Raw genomic sequence first — 24,227 nt, 5'->3', positions numbered from 1 at the left:
CCCGTTTTATGATTACCCCGTCGGCGGCGCTCAAGCCTCCTCGCGCCGCTCCAGTGTGGTCCGAACCTTGTGGGCGATCAAGGCGCCGATCCGTGCGTCGGCCGCGTTGCGGGTGTCCAGCTCGGGTTCGGAATCGCCCTCTTCCAGGTCGAGCAGCGCGCCGGCCAGTCGCCCGGTCCGGACCGCGCCGATGACGGCGCCGTTGTCGACGAGGCCCGGATGGGACGCGTTGATCAGGACGGCGCCCGGGCGCATCTCGGTGATGGTTTCCCAGTCGATCAACTCGCGGGTCTCGTCGGTCAGGCGGAGGTGGAGGCTGACCGCGTCGCAGCTCTCCAGAAGGCTGAGCAGGCCGGTGGGATGGACGCCCAGGTCGGCCCACAGCGGGCTCTCGCTGTCGACCAGCGGGTCGTAGGCCCAGACGGTCAGACCCAGGGCACGAGCCCGGCCGGCGACCTCCCGCGCGACCGGGTTGAACCCGACGAGGCCCAGCGTCCGGTCGCCGCCGCCGGGCGTCCAGCCGGAACGGCCGAGCAGGCGGACCAGTCCGGCGACGACGCGGTCGACCGGCGTCTGTTCGGCCCCCGCCTCGTAGGCGTGGATCTCGATGCCCCGGGCGCGGCAAGCCTCCAGGTCGACCTGCGCCGCGCAGGCGCCCAGGCAACCGATCACCCGCAGGCGAGGCGCGGCGTCGAGCAGGTCTGCGTCGATGATCGTGCGGTCGCGCACGATCAGCGCGCGGGCATCGGCCACAGCCCCGCTGAGGGCGGCGCCGTCGCGCGCCAGTGCATGGTCGTATCGGACTTCGAAACTGCGGCCCAGGTCATGGACCGCGGCTTCGTGCATGGGTTCGGAGATGACAATATCTGGCACGGCGACCTACCGTGTTGGAGAACGGAATATGGCGGGGGAAGCATATGCGGGAGGTCTTGCTCTCAACGCATCATCCTTAGATTAACGGATGGGCCACCCGGTGCAATCCCCCCTCCGTTAAAAAAATCTGCCCGTCAGACCGACCTCGCTTGCATCATGGGTTCCGAGGCGGCGGCGGCGTTGCCGCTCTGCATGCCCCACAGTCGGGCATAGATCCCGTCGCGCCGCAGGAGCTCGGCATGGGTTCCGGTCTCGGCGACCCGTCCCCCGTCGATCACGTAGACCCGGTCGGCATCGACGATCGTGGACAGCCGGTGCGCCACCACGAGCGTCGTCCGCCCCCGCTGAAGCGCCCTCAGGGCGCCCTGGACGGCGCGTTCCGATTCCGTATCGAGGGCCGAGGTCGCCTCGTCGAGCAGCAGGATCGGGGCGTTCCGGAGCATGGCGCGCGCGATCGAGATCCGCTGGCGCTGCCCGCCGGACAGCTTGACGCCGAACTCGCCGACCAGCGTGTCGTAGCCGTCGGGCAGGCCCAGGATGAAGTCGTGGGCGGCGGCCGCCTTGGCGGCGGCGATGATCTCGTCCTCCGTAGCCCCGATCCTGCCATAGGCGATGTTGGCCCGGATCGAGTCGTCGAACAGCGCCACCTCCTGGCTGACCAGGGCGATGCGGCTCCGCAGGCTCTCCAGCGTCACGTCGCGCACATCGACGCCGCCGATCCTGACGGCGCCGCCGGTGACGTCGTAGAAGCGCGGGATCAGGTTCAGCAGCGTCGACTTGCCGGCGCCGGAAGGGCCGACCAGCGCCACCGTCTGGCCATCCGGCACGTCGAGGGTGATCCCGTGGAGCGCCTGCTTGTCGTCGCCGTAGGAGAAATGGACGTCGTCGAACCGGACGTCGTGCCGGGCGACGTCGAGCGTACGGGCGCCGGCCCGGTCCACGATGGCGGGCGCCGTGTCGAGCAGGGCGAAGACCCGGTCGGCCGCGGCGAGGCCGCCTTGGAGCTGGCCGTTCAGCTTCGCCATCCGCTTCATCGGCTCGTAGGCCAGCAGGAACGCGGTGATGAAGGAGAACAGGGCGCCGGGGGTGCGCTCCCCGCTGATCACCTGGTAGCCGCCGTAGACGATCACCGTGACGATCGCCAGGCCGCTGAGGATCTCCGTAACCGGTCCCGACATGGCCGACACCCTGAAGCCCTTGTGGACCAGCTCGTACAGGTTCTCGATGATCCCGCCGACCCGCTTCTGCTCGTACGTCTCCATTCCGTACGCCTTGACGTGGCGCGCGCCCTGGAGCGTCTGGTTCAGGATGGTCGAGAAGTGGCCCAACTCCGCCTGGGTGTTGGCCGAGACCTTGCGCAGCCGCTTGCCGATCCGCGCCACGAAATAGGCCGCCACCGGGAAGACCACGAAGGCCCCGGTCGCCAGCACCCAGTCCTGGTGGAACATCACGCCGACCAGGATCACCAGGGTCAGCACGCTCTTGCCCAGTCCGGTCAGGCATTCCGCGACGGCCAGCCGCATCAGTCCGACATCGTTGACCATGCGCGAGATGAGCTGCCCGGCCGAGGTGCCGTGGAAGAACGACAGGTCGGAGCGCAGCAGGTGGGCATACATGTCGCCCTGGACGTCGGCCACGATCCGCTGGCCGATTTTGTTCATCTGGACGCTGTGGAAGTAGGTCGATATCCCCCGCAACCCGAAGGCGATAAGCACACCGGCGGCGACCGGAAGCAGCATGGCCTGATTGCGGTTCTGGAACACCTCGTCGATGATCGGTTCCATCAGCTTGGCCATCATGCCGGTCGTCGCAGCCGCCACGGCCATCCACAGCAGAGCCTGCGCCAGGATCCAGCGGTAGGGCTTCAGGTAGGTCAGGACCAGGCGCTTCAGCAGCGGCCAGGTGGCCGTGTGGCGGGTCGTCGGCTGGTCGAAGGTTTTTGTCACGGATGAGGACGGATTGGTTTTCATGAGGCGCGGAACAGGACGCGGATGCTCGCCCGTCGAAGCCGGCGAGTTCAGGGATCGATCGGAACTTGACCGATCCGAAGGCATTTAGCCAGCGGTGACTTGTCCCATGGGTGCCTGTCCCCCGCCGGCCGGAGGTGGATGCGGGAAGACAGACGGGGTGAATGACGCCACAGCCGCAGGGTGGCCGGGGCCATATCCTTTGACCAAGCATTAACTATGACCGTGTAGCCTTTCGTTACACGGTGGTCTTTTCAAAGCATCAGCCAGGTGCTCGCATGCCCGACGAAGCCAGCCTGATCCGCACCCGTCCCCGCATCGGCCTGGCGCTCGGCGCCGGCGTCGCGCGCGGATGGGCCCATATCGGGGTTATCCGCAGCCTGAAGCGCCTCGGCATCGAGCCGGACATCGTCACCGGAACCTCCGTCGGCGCCCTGGTCGGCGGTTCCTACCTCGCCGGCCACCTCGATACGCTGGAGGAATGGGCGCGCAATCTCAGCCGCATGAAGATCGTCAGCTATCTGGACCTGCGGGTGCGCAGCGGCGGCCTGATCGGCGGCGGCCGCCTGATGGCCGAGATGAAGAAGCACATGGGCAGCCAGCAGATCGAGGATCTGCCGATCCCTTTCGCCGCCATCGCGACCGACCTGGTGACCGGCCACGAGGTGTGGCTGAGGACGGGCGGCCTGGCGGAGGCGCTGCGCGCGTCCTTTTCGCTTCCCGGCGTCTTTCCGCCGATCTGCATCGACCAGCGCTGGCTGGTGGACGGCGCCCTGGTGGACCCCGTTCCCGTGGCGGCCTGCCGGGCGCTGGGCGCCGAGATGGTGATCGCGGTCAACCTCAACGCCGACATCCTGGGCAAGGCGCGCAAACCCGGCGCCAGCATCGCGACCGCCGCCGGATTCGATCTGCTCCAGGTGCTCGAAGAGACGCAGAGCACTCCGGAAACGCCGCCGCCGTCGCGGCTGGACTCCCTGACCCGGCGCGTCTTCAGCCGCGACTACGAGGGGCCGAGCCTGTTCGGCGTGATGGTGTCCTCCCTGGGGATCATCACCGACCGGATCGGGCGGGCGCGCCTCGCGTCCGATCCGCCCGACGTCCAGATCGCGCCCCGGCTCGGCCATGTCGGGCTGCTGGAGTTCGACCGGGCGGCGGACGCCATCGAGGAGGGCGCGGCCGCGACCGAGCGGGCCGTGCCCGACCTGGCCGACGCGATCCGCGTCTTCAGCGCGAACCTGCGGGATACCGCCCGCTGACGGGGGCTGCCGGCGTCAGCGCGGCGGCAGGGTGCCTCCCGGCACGAGTTCCAGGCAGTTCTCCACGATCCGGTAGCACTGCCCCAGCGAGGCCGAAGCGCCGGCCGAGCCGGTATAGGAGAGCTGCTCGACCACGCCGTTGCGTACCGTGAAGGTCGCGTCGCAACTGCTGGAGTAGCCGCCGCCCCCGCCGAACAGGGGGATGCCGATGCCGAAACCGACGCCGGAGCCGCCGCTGCCGCCGGCAACGCCGAACGAGGTGCTCGGTCCGCCGCCGCTGTATTCCCGGCTGGTGTAGGTCATGAACTCCGTGCCGTCGACCTGGGCGGAGCGTTGCGGCACCCCGGCGCAGGACAGCAAGGTTTCCTTCGGCATGCCGACGAGTGTCCGCCGCGCGTCGGCGGCCTTGTCCGCATTGGGGTTTGCGCAGGATGCCAATGCCGCCGCGGCGGCACCCAGCACAAGCATGGTCCTGATCGACGCTGATCCCCTCACCTCACGCTCCTTTCCGATGTCCTGGCCCGATGTCCCGGCCCGGTGTCCGGGATTCATATTGTTTCTTGGAAAACAGTACAGGAGGCACTGTAGTTCACCCGGCGAGGCTTGATCGAGAGCGCTTCCGCTTCAAGCTTGATGGGGCTTCCCGGACCCAAGGGGGCCGGACCAATCGGGGAGGTCGCTTCGATGCCGTTCCAAGCCATGTTCCGCCGCCTGATCGCGGGCATCCTCACGTTCCTCGCCGGCTTGGCCGGCCCGTCGGCCGCCATGGCCATGTGCCAGCCGGTGGCGTCCGGCCCCGGCACGCTGCTCCACCTCGCGGCGATCAGGCAGGCGGCGGCCCCGGCCGCGGGATCGCTGCGGCTGACCTTCCTCGGCCATTCCAGTTTCCTGATCGAGAGCCCGGAGGACGTGTCGGCGGTGACCGACTACAACGGCTATCTGCGGCCGGACCGGCTGCCCGACATCGTGACGATGAACAACGCGCATTCGACCCACTACACCGACCGGCCGGACCCCGGAATCCGGCATGTGCTGCGCGGCTGGGGCGACGAGGACGGCATGGCGGTCCATGACGTGACCCTGCGCGACATGCGGGTGCGGAACGTCCCGACCAACGTGAGGGATTACGGGGGCACGCGGGTGAGCGGCAACTCGATCTTCGTGTTCGAGGCCGGCGGCCTGTGCGTCGCCCACCTGGGCCACCTGCACCATACCCTGACCGACATGCACCTGGCGGAACTGGGCGTCATCGACGTGCTGCTGGTGCCGGTGGACGGTTCATACACCATGGCGCAGGACTACATGGTCGAGGTGATCGCCCAGATCCAGCCGGCGCTGGTGGTCCCGATGCACTATTTCAACGCCTCGACGCTCGCGGGCTTCCTTCAGCGGATGGGCGGCACTTACGAGGTCAGGACGTCGGACAGCGCCACGGTGACTCTGTCCCGCCAGACCCTCCCGTACCGCCAGATCCTCGTCCTGCCCGGCCACTGAGGGCCGGCGGGCCGTCAGCGGGCGAACTGCATCTCTATGCGGCTGCTCCAGGCGGGATCGGCCATGTCGGGCCACTTGTCCTTGTCGAAGCCCTGCATCTGCTTCAGCCGCTCCGGATCGGCGTCCAGGATGAAGCGTTTTTCCTGCTCGTTGAGCCTGAGCACGCGCCAGGGAACGGCGAACAGCTTCTCCCCGAAGCCCAGGGTGCCGCCGAACGCCAGGACCGTGTAGACGACCCTGCCGTCCGCCAGGTCCACCATGGTGGCCTCGATGGTCCCCAGATCCTGGCCGGCCCGGTTGCGCACGGTGTCGCCGGCGAGGCTCCCGGCCGACATGACGCGCCTGTGCAGCACGTCGCCGTCGCGCCCCATCCAGAAGCCGTGGACACGGTGCCCCCAGGACAGGTCGGCCATGTCCGGCCAGTCGTCCTTGTCGAAGCCGGGAGCCTCGCGCAGGCGCGCCCTGTCGATGTCGATCCAGACCTGCCGGCGCCGCTCGTCGACGCGCAGCGCCTGCCAGGGCAGGGCGAAGAGCTTGCCTCCCATCCCCATGATGCCGCCGAACGACAGCACGGCGTAGGCGACGCGCCCGGTCGGGACGTCGATCATGATGTCCTCGATCCGGCCCAGCCCCTGGTTCTCCAGGTTGCGGACCTCGTCGCCGATCAGCGATTGCGCCGACAGGACCGCCCGGCGGCGCCATCCCTTGCCATCGGCGGCGAAGCGGTCGGGCTGGGGCGTGGTCGATGCGACGGAGACCGCCAGCCAGGCGATCCCGAGGGCGATCAGTCCGGCAGGCACCGGATTGTCCCGGATCGCATCGGCCAGCCGGTGACCGCCGCGGGAACGCAGCGTTCCCGTGACATCCTCCAGCCACTCGCTCGGCTTGAACTTGCGCTCCAGCTGCGAGATCGCCCGGGCAAGGTTCGCCTGGGTCTCGCCGATCTCGCGCTGGATCTCGTCCGGTGAGCGGCCGTAGCCGGTCATGGCGTGCGGCCCCGGACCAGGCTGGCGTCGCCCTTGAGGGTTTCCAGCGTCCGCTCCGGCGTCAGGTTCAGCTTCTTCATGTTGCTGATGCCCTTCAGCAGCATGACGACGCCGACCAGCAGCACGATGCCGCCGACCACCAGCGCCGAAATCCAGGGCTCGATATACTCGGACAGGCCCCAGGTTCCCGCCAGCATCAGGAACAGGATGCCGATGAACAGCACGGCGCCGCCGACCGCCAGGGCCACCGCGCCGCGGCTTATCTGCCCCACCTTCTGTCCGGCCTCGACCCGGGCCAGCTCGATCTCCCGCTTGACCAGCAGCGTCGCCTCCTGCCTCAGGTTGGCGAAAAGACCGCTCAAGGGCATGTCAACCGTCCGGTTTTCCTGCATTGTCCACTCCCGCTCCCACATGCGCGCACCCCGACGTCCGGGGCGTCGTCCAGCATGGGGCAAACCATTTCAAAGGCGTTCGAGTTCCCGGAGATCCGGACGTCCGCGTCAGGAGGCCGGCCGCTCGAAACCGGCGGCACGGGCTTCCTCGTCGCTGCAGAACAGGCGGCCCCCGGCTTCCTGATCGGGCGTGACCTTGTCGTAGACGCTGTCGGTCGGCACCAGGTAGACCTTGCGGCCCGACTGCTCGACGGCGGCCTTGACGGGGCAAGGAGCCGGGGACTGTCGCTCCGCCTCCAGCCTGTCGCCCTGCCGCCAGCGGACCGATGGGACGAAGTCGCCCCGCCAGATCCCCAGCTTGCTGTCCTTGGCGACCCGCTGCGCTTCCAGATAGGCGGGCGCGGCCCCCGGACGGGCCACGGCGAAGCCCTGCTTCACCAGCAGGAGGCCGAGGTTGCCGGCGCTGCCCGCGCATTCCACCCCGTCGCCATCGGGCTGGCGCGTGCAGGATACCGCCGTGATCCCGATCATCTTGCGGAGCGCGAAGCTGGCTTCCTGCCCGCAGGCGTACAGGGAAGCGCTGTTCAGGCACCGCTGTCCCAGTTCCGGCGCGTCGATGCCCGCCAGTTCGTATACTTCCGAACCGGCCTGCACGGTATCGCCGTCGATCACCTCGGTGGGAACCGTTCCTTCGGAGGCCTGCCGGTCGAGCGCCGGGGAGTGCCGGGCCGCGGCGCCGACGCTCAGGGCCGTCAACATGACGATCCCGAGCGATCGCGCGGCGTTTCTGATCCGGGATGGTTTCATGGAGCCTGGGCCCTCCGCCGCCTGTCCGCGTACCATCTCCTGGCCAACCGGACGGGCGGCGGATGGTTCCCGGTCAGGCCCGCGGGGGGATCGACCCGGTTTCGTCGGAGATGGTGATCTCGACGCGGCGGTTCTGTTGCCGTCCCCCGGACGTGTTGTTGCTGGCGACCGGAAGCGCCGGGCCGAGGCCCCGCGTGACGATCCGCTGCGGGTTGATGCCCTGGGCCACGAGGGCGCGGCGAACGGCCTCGGCGCGGTTTTCGGACAGTTCCTGGTTCAGCTCGACGCTGCCGGTGCTGTCGGTGAAGCCCGTGACTTCCACCGACCGTTCCGGATTCTGGCGCATGAAGGCGGCGAGATCGGTGATGGTGCGCTGGGCGCTCGACCGCAACTCGGCCTTGCCGACCTCGAACAGCACGTCGCCCAGAGTCAGGACCATGCCGCGCTCGGTCTGCTTCGCCTGCAGTTCCGAAAGCTGGCGTTGGAGGCTCTGGACCTGTCCGGAGCGGGCATTTAGCAGGACCTGGTCGCGGCTCTGGTTCGCCTGCTCGATCTGCTGCTGCGCCGCCTTGAGCTCGGCGGTCTGGGTCGCGATCTCGGCCCGGCGCGACGCCAGGTAAGCCTCGTGGTCGACCACGTCGACCTCCTCGCCGGCCGACTGCGCGTCCTGGGCCTCGCGCAGGGCCTGCTCGGCGCGCTGCAGCTCAAGCGCGGCCGTGTTGACCACCTGCGGATCGTTGCGGGCCGACTGATAGGCCGAGTTGGCCTGGCTGACGCTGGACGTTTCGGTCGGGGCGTTCGCGCAGGCGGCCAGCAGCGCGCAGGCCGAGGCGCCCAGCGCCAGGCGGCGAATGACGGTCATGTGATTTCCCATTGGTCGCGTCTCCCTCAACTGGTCGGCCGTGCGTTCAGCTCACGCCGAAGCGTGTCGATGCTGGCCTGGACCGCGGCGACCGCGTCCTTGGTGGTCTGGGTGCGGGAGCGGAGTTCGGCGAGACGGGCATCGACCTCGGCCTGCTCGGCGAGGCGCCGGGCCTCGGCGTTGTTCTCGTCCTGCATCTCGCGTCGGGCGGCTTCCAGCTTCTCGCGCGCCATGTTGAGTTCCACGGGGGAGTATTGGACCGCGCCGGCGTTCTCGGCATTCCGGATGATGTTGTCCGACAGCGTCACTTGTTCGGTTGGCGCCGGGATATCGTTGGCGCAGGCGGCCAGCGCCAGGGCAGCACCGGCCACGAGGCACAGTCTGCCCAATCCCCGTACTTCGGACGTTATTGGCATGACATCACACTCTCGTCGGCAGTTGAAGATCGCGGGTCACGCCCGCGTTGCCCTACAACCAGCAAGGATGCGACTAGTTCCCTCGCAAGGCCCGGGAGAGTTCGAACCGGTATAGACTGACTTTGCATATCGCCACGACGGCGATCGAATGCGATCCTCTCCTGGTCAACCAGAGAATGCAGCCTGAAAATCTGCTGCCGACACGGGAGGAAACACCATGAATATGGACAGGCGTACGATTCTGAAAGCAGGTGCTGCTTCGGCAGCGGCCTTCGCGGCAGGCCCCGTCCTGGCCCGCGACTGGGGCGACCCGCAACCCGTGCGATACCCCGACCCGGCCGTCGAGGTGCTGGACCCGAGCTTCGCCAAGTACCGGATCGGCAACGCCAACGTCGAACGCTTGGCCAAGGGGCTCCGCTGGGCGGAGGGGCCGGTCTATTTCCGGGATGGCGGTTACCTGGTGTGGAGCGACATTCCCAACAACCGACTGATGCGGTGGACCGAGGAATCGGGGGCGGTCAGCGTCTTCCGTCCGGTGTCGAACTATGCCAACGGCAACACCCGCGACCGCCAGGGCCGGTTGATCACCTGCGAGCACGGCGCCCGGCGGGTCACGCGGACGGAGTACGACGGTACCGTCACGGTGCTGATCGACCGGTTCGAGGAGAAGAGGCTCAACGCCCCGAACGACGCCGTCGTGCATTCGGACGGCGGCATCTGGTTCACCGATCCCGGGTACGGCATCCTGGGCGACTACGAGGGCGGCAAGGCCGAGTTCGAGCTGCCGACCAACGTCTACCGCCTGGACCCCGCGACGGGTCAGGCGACCGTGGTAGCCGGCGACTTCCGCCGGCCGAACGGCCTGTGCTTCTCACCCGACGAGACGAAGCTCTACATCGCCGACACGGGGGACGACGGGCCGAAGCACATCCGGGTGTTCGACGTGGCGGACGGCACGCGCCTGACCAACGGCCGGGTCTTCGCCGACATGGGCGCCGGCGCCGCCGACGGCATGCGCACCGACGTGGACGGGAACCTGTGGGCGTCGGCCGGCTGGGGTGGGGAAGGGTATGACGGCGTCCACGTCTTCAATCCCCAGGGTATGCTGATCGGCAAGATCCATCTGCCGGAAGTCTGCTCGAACGTCTGCTTCGGCGGTCCCCGGAAGAACCGCTTGTTCATGACCGCCAGCACGTCGCTCTACGCGGTGTACGTCAACACCCGCGGCGCCCAGGTCCCCTGAGCGCCGCCAGGGGCGGACTTGCTGGAGTTCAGTGGTGGTGGTGCCCGTGGCCGTGGTCGCAGCGGCCCTGGGCGTGCTTCTCGTCGCAGGAGAGGCCGTCGGAGACGGGGATCAGGCTGATCCAGGCGTTCAGGGTGGTCGGATCGTAGCCGACCTCGCGCCGGTCGCCGACCTGGATCAGCGGGCGGCGGATCAGCTCGGGGTCCCTGATCAGGACTTCGAGCGCCGCCGCCTCGTCCAGGTCGGCCGGCACGACTTCCTTGCTGCGGACCGCCGGGGCGAAGCGGTTGAACCACTCCTCGACCGGGCGGTCGTTGAAGTAGGGGCGCAGCGTCTCCGGCGTCCAGGGCTCGGACAGCAGGTCCCGGGCGACGACCGTGTGGCCGGCGGCTTCGAGCTGGGTCTTCTGCTTGGCGTTGGCGGGGCAGCCGGGCTTGGCGTAGAACAGGACTTCGGCCATGGGGCGGTTCTCCGGATGGGATGCGCGGGGTGCGGCGGGCATTGTGCACCGCCGCATGCCGCGCCGCCCCCTGGGCGATGCGTCGCACCTCGCCTTGAAGCCGTCAGGCGTTGGCGAGGGTGACCAGGGCTTCGGCCAGGACCCGGGCACCGTCCGCCAGGTCGGAGGGCTTGGCGTTCTCCGCCTCGTTGTGGCTGATGCCGCCTTCGCAGGGAACGAACACCATGCCGCTGGGGCAGACGTCCTGGAGGAACTTGGCGTCGTGCAGCGCGCCCGACGCCAGGTCCAGGGTCCGGATGCCCAGGCGTTCGGCGGCGCCGCGCATGGCGGCGATCACCGCTGGGTCGAACTCGGTCGGCAGGCTGTGGAAGGTTTCCTCGATGGTCACGGCGCAGGGGCCGGCATGGGCCCGGCAGACCGCGTCCACCTGGTCGCCGAGCCGCTTCAGGGTCGAGGCCTCGGGATGACGGAAATCGATCGTGAAGAAGACCCGGCCGGGAATGGTGTTGGGCGATCCGGGCTGGACCTCGAACCGGCCGACCGTGAAGCGGACCCGGTCCTCCTCGTCGTGCATCAGCCGCTCCAGCGCCGAGACCATGCCGATAGCAGCTACCAGCGCATCGCGGCGGTTGCGCCGGGGCGTGGTTCCCGCATGGGCCTCGTCGCCCAGCACTTCCACCGCGAACCAGCGCGAGCCTTGGATGCCCGTGACGATGCCGACCGGCAGCCCGGCCTCCTCCAGCTTCGGCCCCTGCTCGATGTGGCATTCCAGGAATGCCGCCACCGGGAAACCGAGGGGACGCATCGCCATGCCGCGCTCGCTCGCCAGGACGGCGGCCAGGGCGTCGCGCGCCGAGATGCCGTCGCGGTCGACCGCAGTCAGGATGCGGTCGAGCGGCACGGCACCGGTGAAGGCCGACGAGCCGGAGCAGCCGGGCTGGAAGCGGGAACCTTCCTCGTTGGTCCAGGAAACGACCTCGATGGGGCGCTTCGTCACGATTCCCGCCTCGTGGATCGCCTGAAGCGCCTCGAAGGCCGCGAGCACGCCGAAAGCGCCGTCGAACTTGCCGCCGGTCGGCTGGGTGTCGAGGTGGGAACCGCTCATTACGGGCGGCAGGGAGTCGTCGGTGCCGGGGCGGCGGACGAATAGGTTGCCGATGGGGTCGGTCGCGACGGAGAACCCGAGTTCTCCGGCCCACCGGGCCAGCAGACTGCGCGATTGCGCATCGCCGGGCGAGAGCGCCGGGCGATTGACGCCGCCGCCCGGCAGCGCGCCGATCCTGGCCATCGCCATGTGGCGTTTCCAGAGCCGGGCTTCGTCGATGTAGGGAATGCTGGTCATGGGTCGGGCCTGCGCGCGAGGAGGGTAGGGAAGGTTGGAACGCCCGGTCTAGCTACGTGCCGCGGCGCGGGCAAGCTGTCCCGGCGTGTCGGGCGCGTTCATGGCCTCGGCGGCGGCCCGGGCCGTGTGGCCGCCGGCATCGACGCGGTCTATGGTGGCGCCGCGCTCCAGCAGCAGGTCGACGATCTCGGTCCGGTTGAACATCGCGGCGGTCATCAGCGCCGTCCTTCCCGTGTCGCCGCAGCCGTCCACGTCGGCACCGGCATCGAGCAGCATGCGGACGATCCCGATATCGCCCTTGAAGGCGGCTGCCGCCAGGGGGGTCTGCCCGCGGTCGTTCGCCATCTCCATGTCGGCGCCATGGGCGAGAAGCTCCCGCACCGCGTCGGCGTGCCCGTGGTAGGCGGCGATCATCAGCAGGCTGTCGCCTTTCTCGTTTCGCAGGTTGGGCGGCAGGCCGCGTATCAGATATTCGTGCAGTTCCGCGGCCTGGCCCGCCCTGACCGTCTGGAAGACCTGGAGCAGGAAAGCAAGCGTCTCCTCGTCCATCTGCGGTTTCTGGTTCTGCATAAGGGTTCTCCCTGGTCGGCCTGTCCCGGATGGAACGGCCGGGAACGGTTTTCCGCCCCACAAGACTTCATGACCCTCAAGAATTCAGGGCATGGAGCGCTTCCGGCGTGTCGATGTCCAGGAGGACGCCATCGCCTTCCATGGCGACCTCGCAGACCTGGTCGGCATGGAGGCCGATCAGGTGCTTGGCGCCCACGTCGCCGGCGAGGCCCCGCATCTCGGCGAAGAAGCGGCGATCCCACAGGACGGGATTGCCGCGCTTGCCGCCGACGGTCGGAACGCAGATGGCGCGGCCCTCCTGCGGGCTGAAGGCGGCGATCAGGCGGTTCAGCGTCTCCGCCCCGACGCGCGGCATGTCGCCCAGGCAGACCAGCACGCCGTCGATGTCGTCGGGCAGGGCCGCGATGCCGGCGCGGAGCGAGGTACTGAGCCCCTCGGCGTAGCGGGGATTGTGGACGAAGCGGATCTCATGGCCGGCCAGCACGGCCCGGACCGCGTCCGGGTCATGGCCCGTCACGACGGTGACGGGGCCGGCCCGGGAGGCGGTGACGGCATCCAGCACATGGGCCACCATCGGCTTGCCGTCCACATCAGCGATCATCTTGTTCAGCGCGCCCATCCGGCGCGACTGGCCGGCTGCCAGGATCAGCGCAGCGATGCGCGGAGCGCGGGCTGCCTGCGGCTCGGCCGCGGGAGTCGAGGCGCGGGGCAGGGGGCGGGTCGGGATCTCGGTCAGCAGGCCGCCGGCTCCCATCATCATGATGTCCCGCCGCGTCACCGGGATGCCGGCCGCCATACGCTGGAGCACCCAGTCGAAGCCGTTGAGCTTGGGCGATCGGGCGCAGCCGGGGAGGCCCAGGACGGGCATCCCGCCGACGCGCGCCAGCAGGAGCAGGTTGCCGGGGTCCACCGGCATGCCGAAATGCTCGACGGTGCCGCCGGCCCGCTCGATGCCGGCAGGCAGCACGTCGCGCCGGTCGGTGATGGCCGATGCGCCCGCGATCAGCAGCAGGTCGATGCCGGAGGACGCCGCGGTCGCGACGGCGTCGGCGACCGCGGCCTCGGCATGGTCCACGCGGATGTCGCCCGCCAGTTCGGAGCCGATGGCGGTCAGCCGGCCGCGGGTGACGCCGACCGTCTTGTCCAGGACGGACTCCTTCATGCCGGCCAGGCGGGTCTGGATCAGGGCGGCGCGCAGGGGTTGGAACGCGGCGACCCGGATCAGCGGCCCACCTTCGGCGGCGATGGCTTCGGCCCGGGCGACGACGGCTTCAGGAGCCGCGAAGGGGATGATCTTGATGGTCGCGACCATCTGGCCCGCCTCGACCGGCGCTGACGCGGGCAGGGTGGCGACGGTTGCCGACTCGTCCAGGAGGTTCAGCCGGTTCAACCGGTCCACGTCGATGACGCAAATCCCCGGGGCCGTGGCGAACAGGTTGACCCGGCCGGTGAAGGCGGCGGCCACGTCCAGGCCGGGACCGGCCGCGGCCCGGGCGATACGGGACGCCGCGGCGTCCTCGCCGACATCGCCGTCTTCCAGGCGGGCGGCGGTCACCCGCCCGATGCCGGCGCGGTCGAGCGCCGCGGCGTCCTCGGCGGTGAGCAGCCGTCCCTTCTTGAAGGCGATGCCGCCGGTCCGGACGGAATGCACCAGGATGGCGCCGACGGCGTCTGCGGGGGAGACCTGACCGAAGCGCATGCCCGGTCAGGCCGCCGCCACGGCGGCGGAGGGTTCCCGGCGCAGCACCTGGGTGATCTGGGCCATGATCGCCAGGGCGATCTCGGCCGGGGTGACCGCGTCGATGGCCAAGCCGACGGGGGCGTGGATGCGGGCGATCTCGGCTTCGGTGTAGCCGGCCTCGCGCAGGCGGTCCACCCGCTTGCCGTGGGTCTTGCGGCTGCCCAGCGAGCCGACATAGAAGGCCGGGGAGCGCAGCGCCACGTGGAGCGCCGGATCATCCAGCTTGGGATCGTGGGTCAGGGTGACGATGGCGGTGCGGCTGTCGACCGCAAGCTGCTTCAGCGCGTCGTCCGGCCATTCGCCGTTCATGGAGATTCCGGGGAAGCGCGCGTCGGTCGCGAAGGCCCGTCGGGGATCGACCACGACCACGTCGTAGCCGGCCAGCGAGGCCATGGGCGCCAGGGCCTGAGCGATGTGGACGGCGCCGATGATGATGATCCGCAGCGGCGGGTTGTAGGAGTGGATGAACAGCCGGGCATCGCCGATCTCCACGATGCCGCTGCGGTCCTCGCGGAGGAAGCGGCGGACCTCGGCCAGTTCCTCCCGGTCGAGGCCGAAGCCGCCGTGGGCGACGTCCTCGTGGACCAGCGTTTGGAGGCCGGAGCCGAGGTCCGTGACCAGGGCCACCGGGCATTTCTCCGCGCGCGCCCTGACCAGGCGCTGAAGGATCTCGGTCTTCATTCCACCGCCTCGACATAGACCTGCACCTTGCCGCCGCAGGCGAGGCCCACTTCCCAGGCCTGCTCGTCGGCGACGCCGAAGCTGAGCATGCGCGGCTCGCCGTCCTGCATGGCCTGCATGGCCTCGTGGACCACGGCTCCTTCGATGCAGCCGCCCGACACGGAGCCCTGCATGGCGCCGGTCTCGTCCACCACGAGCTGGCTGCCGACCGGCCGGGGCGAGGAGCCCCAGGTCGAGACGACGGTTGCCAGTGCTACGCGCTTGCCCTCGGCCCGCAGCGCCGCCGCGATCTCCGGGATGTTGTTCTCGTACGTCATGCTGAAGCCACCTCCGCTAGCCATCGCGCCATGCCGCCGTGGCGTCGGGGTCCGACATGGTCGAGCACCTTCGCCAGATCGGCGAGGCTGGCCAAGTTGTGGACCGGTCGGAAATCATCGACATGGGGCATGATGGCCCTGATGCCACTGGATTTCGGCTCGAACCCGTCATAGCGCAAGAGGGGGTTCAGCCAGATGAGCCGCCGGCAGCTCTTGTGGAGGCGTTCGATCTCCTCGCCCAGTCCCTCCGCCGCATCGCGGTCGAGGCCGTCGGTGATCAGGATGACGACGGCGCCCTGCCCGAGGACCCGGCGAGACCAGACCCGGTTGAACTCGTGCAGGCTGCGTCCGATGCGGGTGCCGCCCGACCAGTCCTGAACTGCGCCGGAGACCTTCTCCAGCGACACGTCGATGTCCTTGTAGCGCAGGTAGCGCGTCACGTTGGTCAGCCGGGTGCCGAACAGGAAGGTATGGACCCGGTCGCGGTCGTTGGTCACCGCATGCAGGAAATGGAGCAGCATGCGCGAATAGCGGCTCATGGAGCCGGAGATGTCGCACAGGACTACCAGCGGCGGATGGCGTTCCCGCCGCCGCTTGGTCGCCAGATCGATCACGTCGCCGCCGGAGCGGAGCGTCTGCCGCAGGGTCGCGCGCAGGTCGGCGCGGTGGCCCAGGTGGCTGAGCTGGAACCGGCGGGTCGGGACGGTCATGATCGGCAGCGACATGCGCTTGATCACCGACTTCGCCATGGCGATCTCGGCCGCCGACATCTTCTCGAAATCCATGGTCTGGATCAGCTCGCGGTCCGACCAGGTCAGCGAGGCGTCGATCTCGATCTCCTGGTCCTGCTCGCCGCCGTCGCTCTCGCCAGGTCTAGGCTTGTTGGTTTGCAACGCCTCGGCGAGGCGGCGCGACATCTCGGGTCCCTCCTGCTTCAGGTCCGCCTTCAGGGCGGGCAGGAGCAGCGCCATCATGCGCTTGAGTATGTCCGGGTTGCGCCAGAAGACGTGGAATGCCTGGTCGAACAGCTCCCGCTGGTCGCGGCGGTTGACGAAGACGGCGTGCAGCGTCCAGTAGAAATCGCGGCGGTTGCCGATGCCGACGGCCTCGACCGCTTCCAGCGCCTGGAGCACCTTGCCCGGGCCGATCGGCAGCCCGGCGGCGCGCAGGCAGCGGGCGAAATGCATGATGTTGGCGGAGAGGCGTCCGCCGTCGATCTGGATGTCCTGCTGGCTGTCGCTTGTGTCCTGGACCATGGCGGCCTCAGGCCGGGTGGGCGGCGGACAGCTCGGCCTTGACCTGGGTCAGGATGCGGTTGGCCTCGCTGCCCTGGATCTTGGCGATGTCGTCCTGGTACTTCAGCAGGGTGCCCAGGGTGTCGTTGATCGTCTCCGGGTCGAGTTCGAGGCGGTCGAGCTGGGTCAGGGCCTGCGCCCAGTCCAGCGTCTCGGCGACGCCGGGCAGCTTGAACAGGTCCATGCCCCGGAGCCGCTGGACGAAGCCCACGACCTGGCGGGAAAGGTGCTCGGGCACGTTCGGGGCCTTGACCCGCAGGATGTCCTGCTCGCGGGCGGCGTTCGGATAGTCGACCCAGTGGTAGAAGCAGCGGCGCTTCAGCGCGTCGTGGATCTCGCGCGTGCGGTTCGAGGTGATGATGACGGTCGGCGGCTGCTCCGCCTTGATGGTTCCGATTTCCGGGATGGTGATCTGGAAGTCGGACAGGACCTCGAGGAGGTAGGCCTCGAACGGCTCGTCGGTGCGGTCCAGTTCGTCGATCAGCAGGACGGGCGGGCCGGCGGCATCGGACTCCAGCGCCTGGAGCAGCGGCCGCTTGATCAGGAACTCGGGAGAGAAGATGTCCCCGCCCAGGCTTTCGCGGCTCTTCCCGCCGGTCGCCTCGGCAAGGCGGATCTCGATCATCTGGCGGGCGTAGTTCCACTCGTACACCGCGGAGGCGACGTCCAGGCCCTCGTAGCATTGCAGCCGGACCAGCCGGCGGCCGAGCGTGGCGCTCAGCACCTTAGCGATCTCGGTCTTGCCGGTGCCGGCCTCCCCTTCGAGGAACAGCGGGCGGTTCAGCTTCAGGGCGAGATAGAGGGCCGTCGCCAGCGACCGCTCGGCGACGTAATCGCCACGCTGAAGCAGCTCCAGTGTTTCATCGACGGAGGCGGGCAGGGGATTTGTCATGATCTCGGTGATTTCAATGGAATGTCGGGTCCGAAGGACGTCCAGGGAGCACGGATGAACGGGATAGGCACGGATGGACACGGATCCTGCCGGCAGGAGTTCCGCACGAAGAATCCGTGCTCATCCGTGCCTATCCGTGTTCATCCATGATCCTTTCCGCGTTGCTATGCGCCGACTGTCAGCCGCAGGCCGCGACCGCCCGCTTGGCCATGACTTTGACCAAGCTGGCCCTGTACTCGGCGCTGGCATGGATGTCGGCGTTGAGGCCGTCGGCATCCACGGCCAAGGCGTCCAGCGCCGCGGGGCTCAGCCCGCCGGCCAGGGCCTGCTCGGCCTCGGTCCAGCGGTACACGGACGGCGCGGCGCCGGTGACCGCCACCCGGATCCCCGCGCCGGTCTCGGCGACGAACACGCCGACGGTGGCGTAGCGGCTGGCCGGGTTGGGGAACTTGACGTAGGCCGCCTTGCCCGGCTTCGGGAAAGCCACCGCCGTCACGATCTCGTTCGGCTCCAGCGCGGTCTCGAACATGCCGGTGAAGAAATCCTCCGCCGCGATCTTCCGCGTCGTGGTGTGAACGGTGGCGCCCAGCCCGACCAGGGCGGCAGGGTAGTCGGCGGACGGGTCGTTGTTGCAGATCGACCCGCCGAGGGTGCCGCGGTTGCGCACCTGGGCGTCGCCGATCCCCTCCGCCAGCTTCGCCAGCGCCGGGATCAGGCGCTTGACCACGGCGCTCGCCGCGACCTCGGCGTGCGGCGTGGTGGCGCCGATCACCAGGGTGTCGCCGTCCTCGCAGATGCCGCGCAGCTCGGCCACGGCGCCCAGGTCGACCACGTCGCTGGGCTGCGCCAGCCGTTGCTTCAGCGTCGGGATCAGGGTCTGGCCGCCGGCCAGGATCTTGGCGTCCTCGTTGCCGGAAGCGAGCTGCGCGGCTTCGGCCAGGGTCGCCGGGCGGTGATATTCGAAGGCGTACATGGCTCTTTCCCTCCCCGCCGCTTACTCGGCGGCCTTGGGAACGCCGGCGCTCATCGCCTCCGCCCCCGCCAGCACGGCCTTGACGATGTTGTGGTATCCGGTGCAGCGGCAGATGTTGCCCTCCAGCCCCTCGCGGACGGTCTTCTCGTCAAGGTGCCCGTGGGTCTGCGCCAGGTCTACGGCGCTCATCACCATGCCGGGCGTGCAGAAGCCGCACTGCAGGCCGTGGTGCTCGCGGAACGCCGCCTGCATCGGGTGAAGCGTGCCGTCGGGTGCCGCGAGGCCCTCGATCGTGGTGACCTCGGTGCCCTCGGCCTGGACCGCCAGCATGGTGCAGCTCTTGACCGAGCGGCCGTCCACATGGACGACGCAGGCGCCGCACTGGCTGGTGTCGCAGCCGACATGGGTGCCGGTCAGCCCGAGATGCTCGCGCAGCAACTGCACCAGCAGCGTGCGCCCTTCGACCTCGCGCGATACGGACTTGCCGTTAACCTGCAAGGAAACGGTTGGCATGTGTACTCTCCCCCAATTACCCGGTCCGACGATCGCTCCGCCTGCCGGACGGCAGCTTGTCCCACTGCCTTGTTCCACCGGCAACAATCATGCATGACAGGCTATGAGAGCGGGTTGGGCAGGTCAAGCGATCCTGGCGGCGGCCAGTGGACTTGAAGCTATTCCCCGCGGCTTGAGGACGGACGCACAGGGTGGGCTCGGCCGGGGGCGGATCTCCGACACTGCGACGGTTATCCTTACGTCCTTGAGAGTGTCACGCGGACAGTATATGACTATCGATGGTCATATGGAGGCTTCCCATGAGGGAAATCCAGCTCAAGGATGCAAAAGCGACGCTTTCCGCCGTGGTCGATCGGGTCGTGGCCGGTGAGCCGGCCGTCATCACCCGACATGGCCGCAAGGAGGCCGTGCTCGTATCTTTCGAAGAGTGGGAGAGGATTTCCAAAGTTCCGGACTTCGCCGATCTGTTGCTGGCTTTCCCCGGCGAACCGGGAGACATTCCCGAACGGTCGCGAAAACCCGCCCGTACGTTGGAAGACGATGGTCCTTGACCGTGTATCTTCTGGATACGAACATCCTGTCTGCCTCCGCGCCGACTAAGAAACAGGTCGGCGCGGAGTCGTTCGCGGCTTGGATGCGGATGAATGGAGATCGGCTCTATCTCTCTGCGATCACCATAGCCGAGATCGAAGCGGGCATTGCCCGCTGCCTCCGGATCGCCGCGACGACCAAGGCGCAGAACCTGCGCCGCTGGCTGGCCGCCGTCGAGCATTTCCATGCCGGGCAAATCTTGTCGTTCGATATCGCGGTGGCACGTCATGCCGGCCTTATCCTCGACCGGGCGCGCGGCCATGATCCCGGATTCGAGGACATCACCATTGCCGCCACCGCGGCCGCGCACGGCCTGACCGTCCTGACGGCCAACGAGCGCCATTTCGAGCCCCTGGGAGTCGCTTTCGCCAATCCCTTGAAGGCCCTTCCAGGCAGGTAAGTTTGCCTCACCGGGACCATGCCCCGTGCGCGTGGCGATCCGCGATGCCCTCGCCGTAGCCTACGCATCCAGAACCACGGCGTGGGCCTTGAAGTGGCCGGGAATCAGGTGAAAGCCCAGAGAAGCGCGCCGACCAGAACGATGACCAGCGGGATCCAGATCATCGGCTGCAGGCCGCGGCTCTGCTCGACCGTGGCGGGTGCCGGAGCTTCCGTCCGGGCGGGTGCCGGCGGCGGGACGGCTGCCGTCTCGCTGCTCAGGGCGGCGGCCGGCTGCACCAGGGTGTCCTCGACCGACGGAGAAGCGGAAGCCGCCGGGGACTCGACGACAGGGGAGGCTTCGGCCCTGGACGCGTCCATCACCGCCGGTTCCGCGACCGGCGCATCCGCCGGGCGGCCGACGACTTCGGTGAACTTGGCGAAGAAGTCGTCGGCCATCTTGCGCGCCGTGCCGTCGATCAGGCGGGAGCCGATCTGGGCCAGCTTGCCGCCGACCTGGGCATGGGCGGTGTATGTCAGCACCGTGTCGGAACCGGCGTCGGCGAGGTTGACCTTTGCCCCGCCCTTGCCGAACCCGGCGGCGCCGCCGCTGCCCTCCCCGGTGATGGTGTAGCCGTTGGGCGGATCGATGTCGCTGAGCGTCACCTTGCCCGCGAACTTGGCCTTCACCGGGCCGACCTTGGCGGTCACCTTCGCGGTCATCTCGGTGTCGGACTGCTTCTGGATCTCCTCGCAGCCGGGGATGCACTGCTTCAGGATCTCGGGATCGTTGAGCGCTTCCCATACCCGCGAACGGGGGGCGGAGATTCTGTATTCTCCGGTCATGTCCATGATGTCGTTCCTCGCGTCGCGCCGAAAGCTGGGCTTGAGGACCGTAATCCGCGGGTGGGCGGCGGACAAGCATCGTTGCGCGCTGTTGTTCTATGTGGCAAATCGCCGGTGCGACGATTACCCTCGCAATTGCGCGTGAGAAAAATCCATAAGTCCGGGAGGTTGATGATGAAGAGGATGCTCCTTGCCGCCGCTACGGCCGCATTCATGGCGGTCGGCGTGGCCGCACCTGGGACGGGCGGGGCGAAAGCCGACGAGTTCGTCAATGTCCTTACGGGCGGTACCAGCGGCGTCTACTATCCGCTGGGCGTGGCGCTCTCCAAGATCTATGCGGACAAGATCCCCGAGGCGCGGACTTCCGTCCAGTCGACCAAGGCATCGGTGGAGAACCTGAACCTGCTCCAGCAGGGCCGAGGCGAGGTGGGCTTCTCGCTCGGCGATTCGGTCGCCGCCGCGTGGGCCGGGGACGAGGAGGCCGGCTTCAAGAGCAAGCTCTCCAAGATCCGCGGCATGGCCGCTATCTACCCGAATTTCATCCAGATCGTCGCCCGCGGCGACAGCGGGATCAAGACCCTGGCCGACCTGAAGGGCAAGCGGGTCTCGGTCGGGGCGCCGCGCTCCGGCACCGAACTGAACGCCCGCGCCATCTTCAAGGCCGCCGGGATGACCTACGAGGATTTCGGCAAGGTCGAGTACCTGCCCTTCGCGGAATCGGTCGAGCTGGTCAAGAACCGCCAGATCGACGCCACGCTCCAGTCCGCCGGCCTGGGCGTCGCCTCGATCCGCGACCTGGCCGCGACCAACCCGATCACCATCGTGCCGATCCCGGCCGACGTGGTTTCCGGCGTGGGCAACCCGGTCTACGTGGCGGAGACCATCCCCGCCGGCACCTATGACGGCCAGACCGAGGACGTCCCGACGGCCGCCGTGGTCAATTTCCTGGTGACCCACTCCGGTGTCAGCGACGACTTGGTCTATCAGATGACCAAGTCGATGTACGAGAACCTGGGGTCGCTGGCTTCGGCCCATGCGACGGCCAAGGACATCAAGCCGGAAGAGGGCGTCAAGGGCATGCCGATCCCGCTGCATGCCGGCGCCGAGAAGTATTTCCGCGAAGCCGGCATCCTGAAGTGACGATGCCGAAACCGACCGCCGTTCCCCGGGACCTCCCGGGGACGGCGTCCGTCCCATTCCTTTCCGACGCCTTCCGGAGGTAAAGCCGCATGGCGGCCAATACCGAAGCCGAGATCCTTCAACCCGGCCGCGGTCCGGCGGAGACTTCCAGTCCGCTGCATGCCGGGCCGACGGACAGGTCCACGTCCACCGGCAAGGTGATCTTCGCCATCGCGGTGGTCTTCTCGCTTTTCCAGGTCTACACCGCGTCCTATACGCCGCTGTCCAGCCTGGTGGTGCGGTCGCTCCATGTGGGCTTCCTGCTGCTGCTGACCTTCGCCCTGTGCGCCTCGCTCCGTCCGGGGCGCGGCGGCGCGTTCTGGTCGGACTGGGCCATCGGCGTCCTGGGGTTCGTCATCGGGCTCTACCATTGGTATTTCGAGAACGACCTGCTGCTGCGGGCCGGCGATCCCAGCACGACAGACATCGTGATCGGGTTCATCGGCATAGCGCTGGTGTTCGAGGCGGCGCGGCGGATCATGGGCATCGCCCTGCCGATCGTCTGCGCGGTCTTCCTGGGGTACGCCCTGTTCGGGGAGTACCTGCCGGCGCCGCTGGACCATCGCGGCTACGGCTTCGACCAGGTGGTCGACCAGATGTTCCTGGGCACCGAGGGCATCTACGGCACGCCGATCTTCGTATCCTCGACCTACATCTTCCTGTTCATCCTGTTCGGCAGCTTCCTGGAACGCGCCGGGATGATCAGCCTGTTCACCGACGTCGCCATGGGCACCGTCGGGCACCAGCGCGGCGGTCCCGCCAAGGTGGCGGTCGTTTCCTCGGCGCTGATGGGAACGATCAACGGCTCCGGTGTCGCCAACGTGGTGACCACGGGGCAGTTCACCATTCCGCTGATGAAGCGCTTCGGCTACCGCCCGGCCTTCGCCGGAGCGGTAGAGGCAACCGCCAGCATGGGCGGCCAGATCATGCCGCCGGTCATGGGCGCGGTCGCCTTCATCATGGCCGAGACGATCAACGTGCCTTACGTCGAGATCGTCAAGGCGGCGATCATCCCGGCGATCCTGTATTTCGCGACCGTCCTGTGGATGGTCCACCTGGAGGCCGGGCGCCTGAGCCTGATGGGGCTGCCGAAGGAGGACTGCCCGAGCCCGCTGGCGGCGATCCGGGAGAAATGGTACCTGATCCTGCCGCTGGCGGTGCTGGTCTACCTGCTGTTCTCCGGATATACGCCGCTGTTCGCCGGCACCGTGGGCCTGGGCCTGACCGCGCTGATCATCCTGGGGACCTCGGTCGCCACGCTGCTCGGACCGATGGCGCTTCGCGTGGTCTTCTGGATCGTGCTGGGCTTCGCGGCATCGGCCTTCTTCCAGTACGGAATCACGGCGGTCTACCTTCTGATCCTGGCGCTGATCGCGGTGAACCTGGCGACCCGGGGCGGGCGGGAAACCTTGAACCTCGCCGTGGAAAGCCTGGCCGAGGGTGCCCGCAACGCGCTGAGCGTCGGCGTCGCCTGCGCCCTGGTTGGCGTGATCATCGGCACCATGACCCTGACCGGCCTGGGATCGAACTTCGTCCGCGTGATCGTGTCGGTGGGCGAAGGCAGCCTGTTCCTCAGCCTCGTGCTGACCATGCTGACCTGCCTGGTGCTGGGAATGGGCATCCCGACCATCCCCAACTACATCATCACCAGTTCGCTGGTGGGGCCGGCGCTGCTCGATCTGGGGGTGCCGCTGATCGTCAGCCACATGTTCGTGTTCTATTTCGGCATCATGGCCGACCTGACCCCGCCGGTGGCGCTGGCCGCCTTCGCCGCCGCCCCGATCGCGCGGGCCGGCGGCTTGCAGATCGGCCTGCAATGCATGCGGATCGCCGTGGCCGGCTTCGTCGTGCCGTTCATGGCGGTCTATGCGCCGGCCCTGATGCTCCAGACCGACGATCCGATCGCGACTGTCTATATCGTCGTGAAGGCATTCATTTCGGTCGGGCTGTGGGGCGCCGCGTCGATCGGATACCTGCGGGCGCGGCTGAACGTGTTCGAGCGGATCTGGGCGACGGCGGCGGCATTCCTGCTGGTGGTCGCCCTGCCGATCACCGACGAGCTGGGACTTGCCCTGTCCGCCGGCTTCGTCGCGTTCCATTGGTGGCGGACGCGCAAGGCGGCGGAAAGCCAGCCGGTTGACCGGACCGTCTGA

General features: G+C 68.4%; 26 protein-coding genes. 7 read left to right on the top strand and 19 right to left on the bottom strand.

The annotated features are described in order from the left end of the window. Positions 1–30 precede the first annotated feature (30 nt). Positions 31–873, bottom strand: coding sequence for an NAD(P)-dependent oxidoreductase (locus JL100_RS13835; protein WP_202680280.1), 843 nt, complete (start codon positions 871–873; stop codon positions 31–33). A 134-nt stretch (positions 874–1,007) separates the two neighbouring features. After that, the gene (locus JL100_RS13830; RefSeq protein ID WP_228421247.1) at positions 1,008–2,819 is read right to left on the bottom strand and encodes an ABC transporter ATP-binding protein; all 1,812 of its coding nucleotides are present in this window, start codon (positions 2,817–2,819) and stop codon (positions 1,008–1,010) included. 299 nt (positions 2,820–3,118) lie between these two features. On the opposite strand from JL100_RS13830, the gene JL100_RS13825 reads away from it, so the two are divergent. After that, positions 3,119–4,096, top strand: a complete 978-nt coding sequence (locus tag JL100_RS13825) for a patatin-like phospholipase family protein (RefSeq protein ID WP_202680278.1) — start codon at positions 3,119–3,121, stop codon at positions 4,094–4,096. A gap of 15 nt (positions 4,097–4,111) precedes the next feature. Here JL100_RS13825 and JL100_RS13820 read toward each other — a convergent pair whose 3' ends face one another. Then, positions 4,112–4,591, bottom strand: a complete 480-nt coding sequence (locus JL100_RS13820) for a hypothetical protein (protein ID WP_228421246.1) — start codon at positions 4,589–4,591, stop codon at positions 4,112–4,114. Positions 4,592–4,780: 189 nt separating this feature from the next. On the opposite strand from JL100_RS13820, the gene JL100_RS13815 reads away from it, so the two are divergent. After that, a complete protein-coding gene (locus tag JL100_RS13815; protein WP_202680277.1) occupies positions 4,781–5,590 on the top strand; it encodes an MBL fold metallo-hydrolase in 810 nt (269 codons plus the stop codon). A 14-nt stretch (positions 5,591–5,604) separates the two neighbouring features. Here JL100_RS13815 and JL100_RS13810 read toward each other — a convergent pair whose 3' ends face one another. The 5 genes from JL100_RS13810 to JL100_RS13790 all read right to left on the bottom strand — a co-directional run bounded on the left by JL100_RS13810 (position 5,605) and on the right by JL100_RS13790 (position 9,026). Next, positions 5,605–6,576 carry a PRC-barrel domain-containing protein gene (locus JL100_RS13810; protein ID WP_202680276.1) on the bottom strand — a complete coding sequence of 324 codons (972 nt, stop codon included), beginning with the start codon at positions 6,574–6,576 and terminating at the stop codon, positions 5,605–5,607. Then, positions 6,573–6,938 carry a phage holin family protein gene (locus tag JL100_RS13805; protein WP_228421245.1) on the bottom strand — a complete coding sequence of 122 codons (366 nt, stop codon included), beginning with the start codon at positions 6,936–6,938 and terminating at the stop codon, positions 6,573–6,575. Before JL100_RS13805 ends, JL100_RS13810 begins: the two co-directional genes overlap by 4 nt. Before the next feature lie 138 nt (positions 6,939–7,076). Next, positions 7,077–7,727: a thermonuclease family protein gene (locus tag JL100_RS13800; protein ID WP_202680274.1), complete on the bottom strand. Its 651-nt coding sequence runs from the start codon at positions 7,725–7,727 to the stop codon at positions 7,077–7,079. A gap of 121 nt (positions 7,728–7,848) precedes the next feature. Further along, positions 7,849–8,637: an OmpA family protein gene (locus JL100_RS13795; protein WP_202680273.1), complete on the bottom strand. Its 789-nt coding sequence runs from the start codon at positions 8,635–8,637 to the stop codon at positions 7,849–7,851. 26 nt (positions 8,638–8,663) lie between these two features. Further along, positions 8,664–9,026, bottom strand: a complete 363-nt coding sequence (locus JL100_RS13790) for a DUF4398 domain-containing protein (protein WP_202680272.1) — start codon at positions 9,024–9,026, stop codon at positions 8,664–8,666. 244 nt (positions 9,027–9,270) lie between these two features. Between JL100_RS13790 and JL100_RS13785 the strand changes: the two genes are divergently transcribed. Next, a complete protein-coding gene (locus tag JL100_RS13785; protein WP_202680271.1) occupies positions 9,271–10,296 on the top strand; it encodes an SMP-30/gluconolactonase/LRE family protein in 1,026 nt (341 codons plus the stop codon). Between the two features lie 28 nt (positions 10,297–10,324). On the opposite strand, the gene JL100_RS13780 is transcribed toward JL100_RS13785, so the two are convergent. The 10 genes from JL100_RS13780 to JL100_RS13735 form a co-directional block, all read right to left on the bottom strand. Then, positions 10,325–10,756, bottom strand: a complete 432-nt coding sequence (locus tag JL100_RS13780) for an ArsC/Spx/MgsR family protein (RefSeq protein ID WP_202680270.1) — start codon at positions 10,754–10,756, stop codon at positions 10,325–10,327. A gap of 103 nt (positions 10,757–10,859) precedes the next feature. Then, on the bottom strand, positions 10,860–12,098 hold the full coding sequence (locus JL100_RS13775) for a Zn-dependent hydrolase (protein WP_202680269.1): 1,239 nt from the start codon (positions 12,096–12,098) through the stop codon (positions 10,860–10,862). A 48-nt stretch (positions 12,099–12,146) separates the two neighbouring features. Further along, positions 12,147–12,668: an ankyrin repeat domain-containing protein gene (locus JL100_RS13770; RefSeq protein ID WP_202680268.1), complete on the bottom strand. Its 522-nt coding sequence runs from the start codon at positions 12,666–12,668 to the stop codon at positions 12,147–12,149. A gap of 76 nt (positions 12,669–12,744) precedes the next feature. Beyond that, positions 12,745–14,367: an NTP transferase domain-containing protein gene (locus JL100_RS13765; RefSeq protein WP_202680267.1), complete on the bottom strand. Its 1,623-nt coding sequence runs from the start codon at positions 14,365–14,367 to the stop codon at positions 12,745–12,747. A gap of 6 nt (positions 14,368–14,373) precedes the next feature. Then, positions 14,374–15,090, bottom strand: a complete 717-nt coding sequence (locus JL100_RS13760; protein ID WP_202680266.1) for an XdhC family protein — start codon at positions 15,088–15,090, stop codon at positions 14,374–14,376. Continuing rightward, positions 15,087–15,407, bottom strand: a complete 321-nt coding sequence (locus tag JL100_RS13755; RefSeq protein ID WP_202680265.1) for an XdhC family protein — start codon at positions 15,405–15,407, stop codon at positions 15,087–15,089. The genes JL100_RS13760 and JL100_RS13755 overlap by 4 nt, the downstream gene beginning before the upstream one ends. Next, a complete protein-coding gene (locus tag JL100_RS13750) occupies positions 15,404–16,663 on the bottom strand; it encodes a vWA domain-containing protein (RefSeq protein ID WP_202680264.1) in 1,260 nt (419 codons plus the stop codon). The genes JL100_RS13755 and JL100_RS13750 overlap by 4 nt, the downstream gene beginning before the upstream one ends. A gap of 7 nt (positions 16,664–16,670) precedes the next feature. Then, a complete protein-coding gene (locus JL100_RS13745) occupies positions 16,671–17,594 on the bottom strand; it encodes an AAA family ATPase (RefSeq protein WP_202680263.1) in 924 nt (307 codons plus the stop codon). A gap of 178 nt (positions 17,595–17,772) precedes the next feature. After that, positions 17,773–18,567 carry an FAD binding domain-containing protein gene (locus JL100_RS13740; protein ID WP_202680262.1) on the bottom strand — a complete coding sequence of 265 codons (795 nt, stop codon included), beginning with the start codon at positions 18,565–18,567 and terminating at the stop codon, positions 17,773–17,775. Between the two features lie 21 nt (positions 18,568–18,588). After that, complete coding sequence (locus JL100_RS13735) at positions 18,589–19,080, bottom strand: (2Fe-2S)-binding protein (protein ID WP_202680261.1); 492 nt, start codon at positions 19,078–19,080, stop codon at positions 18,589–18,591. 299 nt (positions 19,081–19,379) lie between these two features. Here JL100_RS13735 and JL100_RS13730 point away from each other — a divergent pair, with 299 nt between their 5' ends. Together JL100_RS13730 and JL100_RS13725 are read left to right on the top strand one after the other, a co-directional pair. Further along, positions 19,380–19,631: a type II toxin-antitoxin system Phd/YefM family antitoxin gene (locus tag JL100_RS13730; RefSeq protein WP_202680260.1), complete on the top strand. Its 252-nt coding sequence runs from the start codon at positions 19,380–19,382 to the stop codon at positions 19,629–19,631. Positions 19,632–19,633: 2 nt separating this feature from the next. Beyond that, positions 19,634–20,071, top strand: a complete 438-nt coding sequence (locus JL100_RS13725) for a PIN domain-containing protein (protein WP_202680473.1) — start codon at positions 19,634–19,636, stop codon at positions 20,069–20,071. A 104-nt stretch (positions 20,072–20,175) separates the two neighbouring features. Here the strand turns inward: JL100_RS13725 and JL100_RS13720 are convergent, their stop codons facing one another. Then, positions 20,176–20,901 (bottom strand): SRPBCC family protein, encoded by a 726-nt coding sequence (locus JL100_RS13720; protein WP_202680259.1) that lies wholly within the window; start codon positions 20,899–20,901, stop codon positions 20,176–20,178. Positions 20,902–21,069: 168 nt separating this feature from the next. Here JL100_RS13720 and JL100_RS13715 point away from each other — a divergent pair, with 168 nt between their 5' ends. Next, positions 21,070–22,035 (top strand): TAXI family TRAP transporter solute-binding subunit, encoded by a 966-nt coding sequence (locus tag JL100_RS13715; protein ID WP_202680258.1) that lies wholly within the window; start codon positions 21,070–21,072, stop codon positions 22,033–22,035. An 89-nt stretch (positions 22,036–22,124) separates the two neighbouring features. Further along, positions 22,125–24,227 carry a TRAP transporter permease gene (locus JL100_RS13710; protein WP_202680257.1) on the top strand — a complete coding sequence of 701 codons (2,103 nt, stop codon included), beginning with the start codon at positions 22,125–22,127 and terminating at the stop codon, positions 24,225–24,227.

The sequence above is a fragment of the Skermanella mucosa genome (assembly GCF_016765655.2).
Taxonomy (GTDB): Bacteria; Pseudomonadota; Alphaproteobacteria; order Azospirillales; family Azospirillaceae; genus Skermanella; species Skermanella mucosa.
This window is presented reverse-complemented; position numbering and strand designations above follow the sequence as displayed.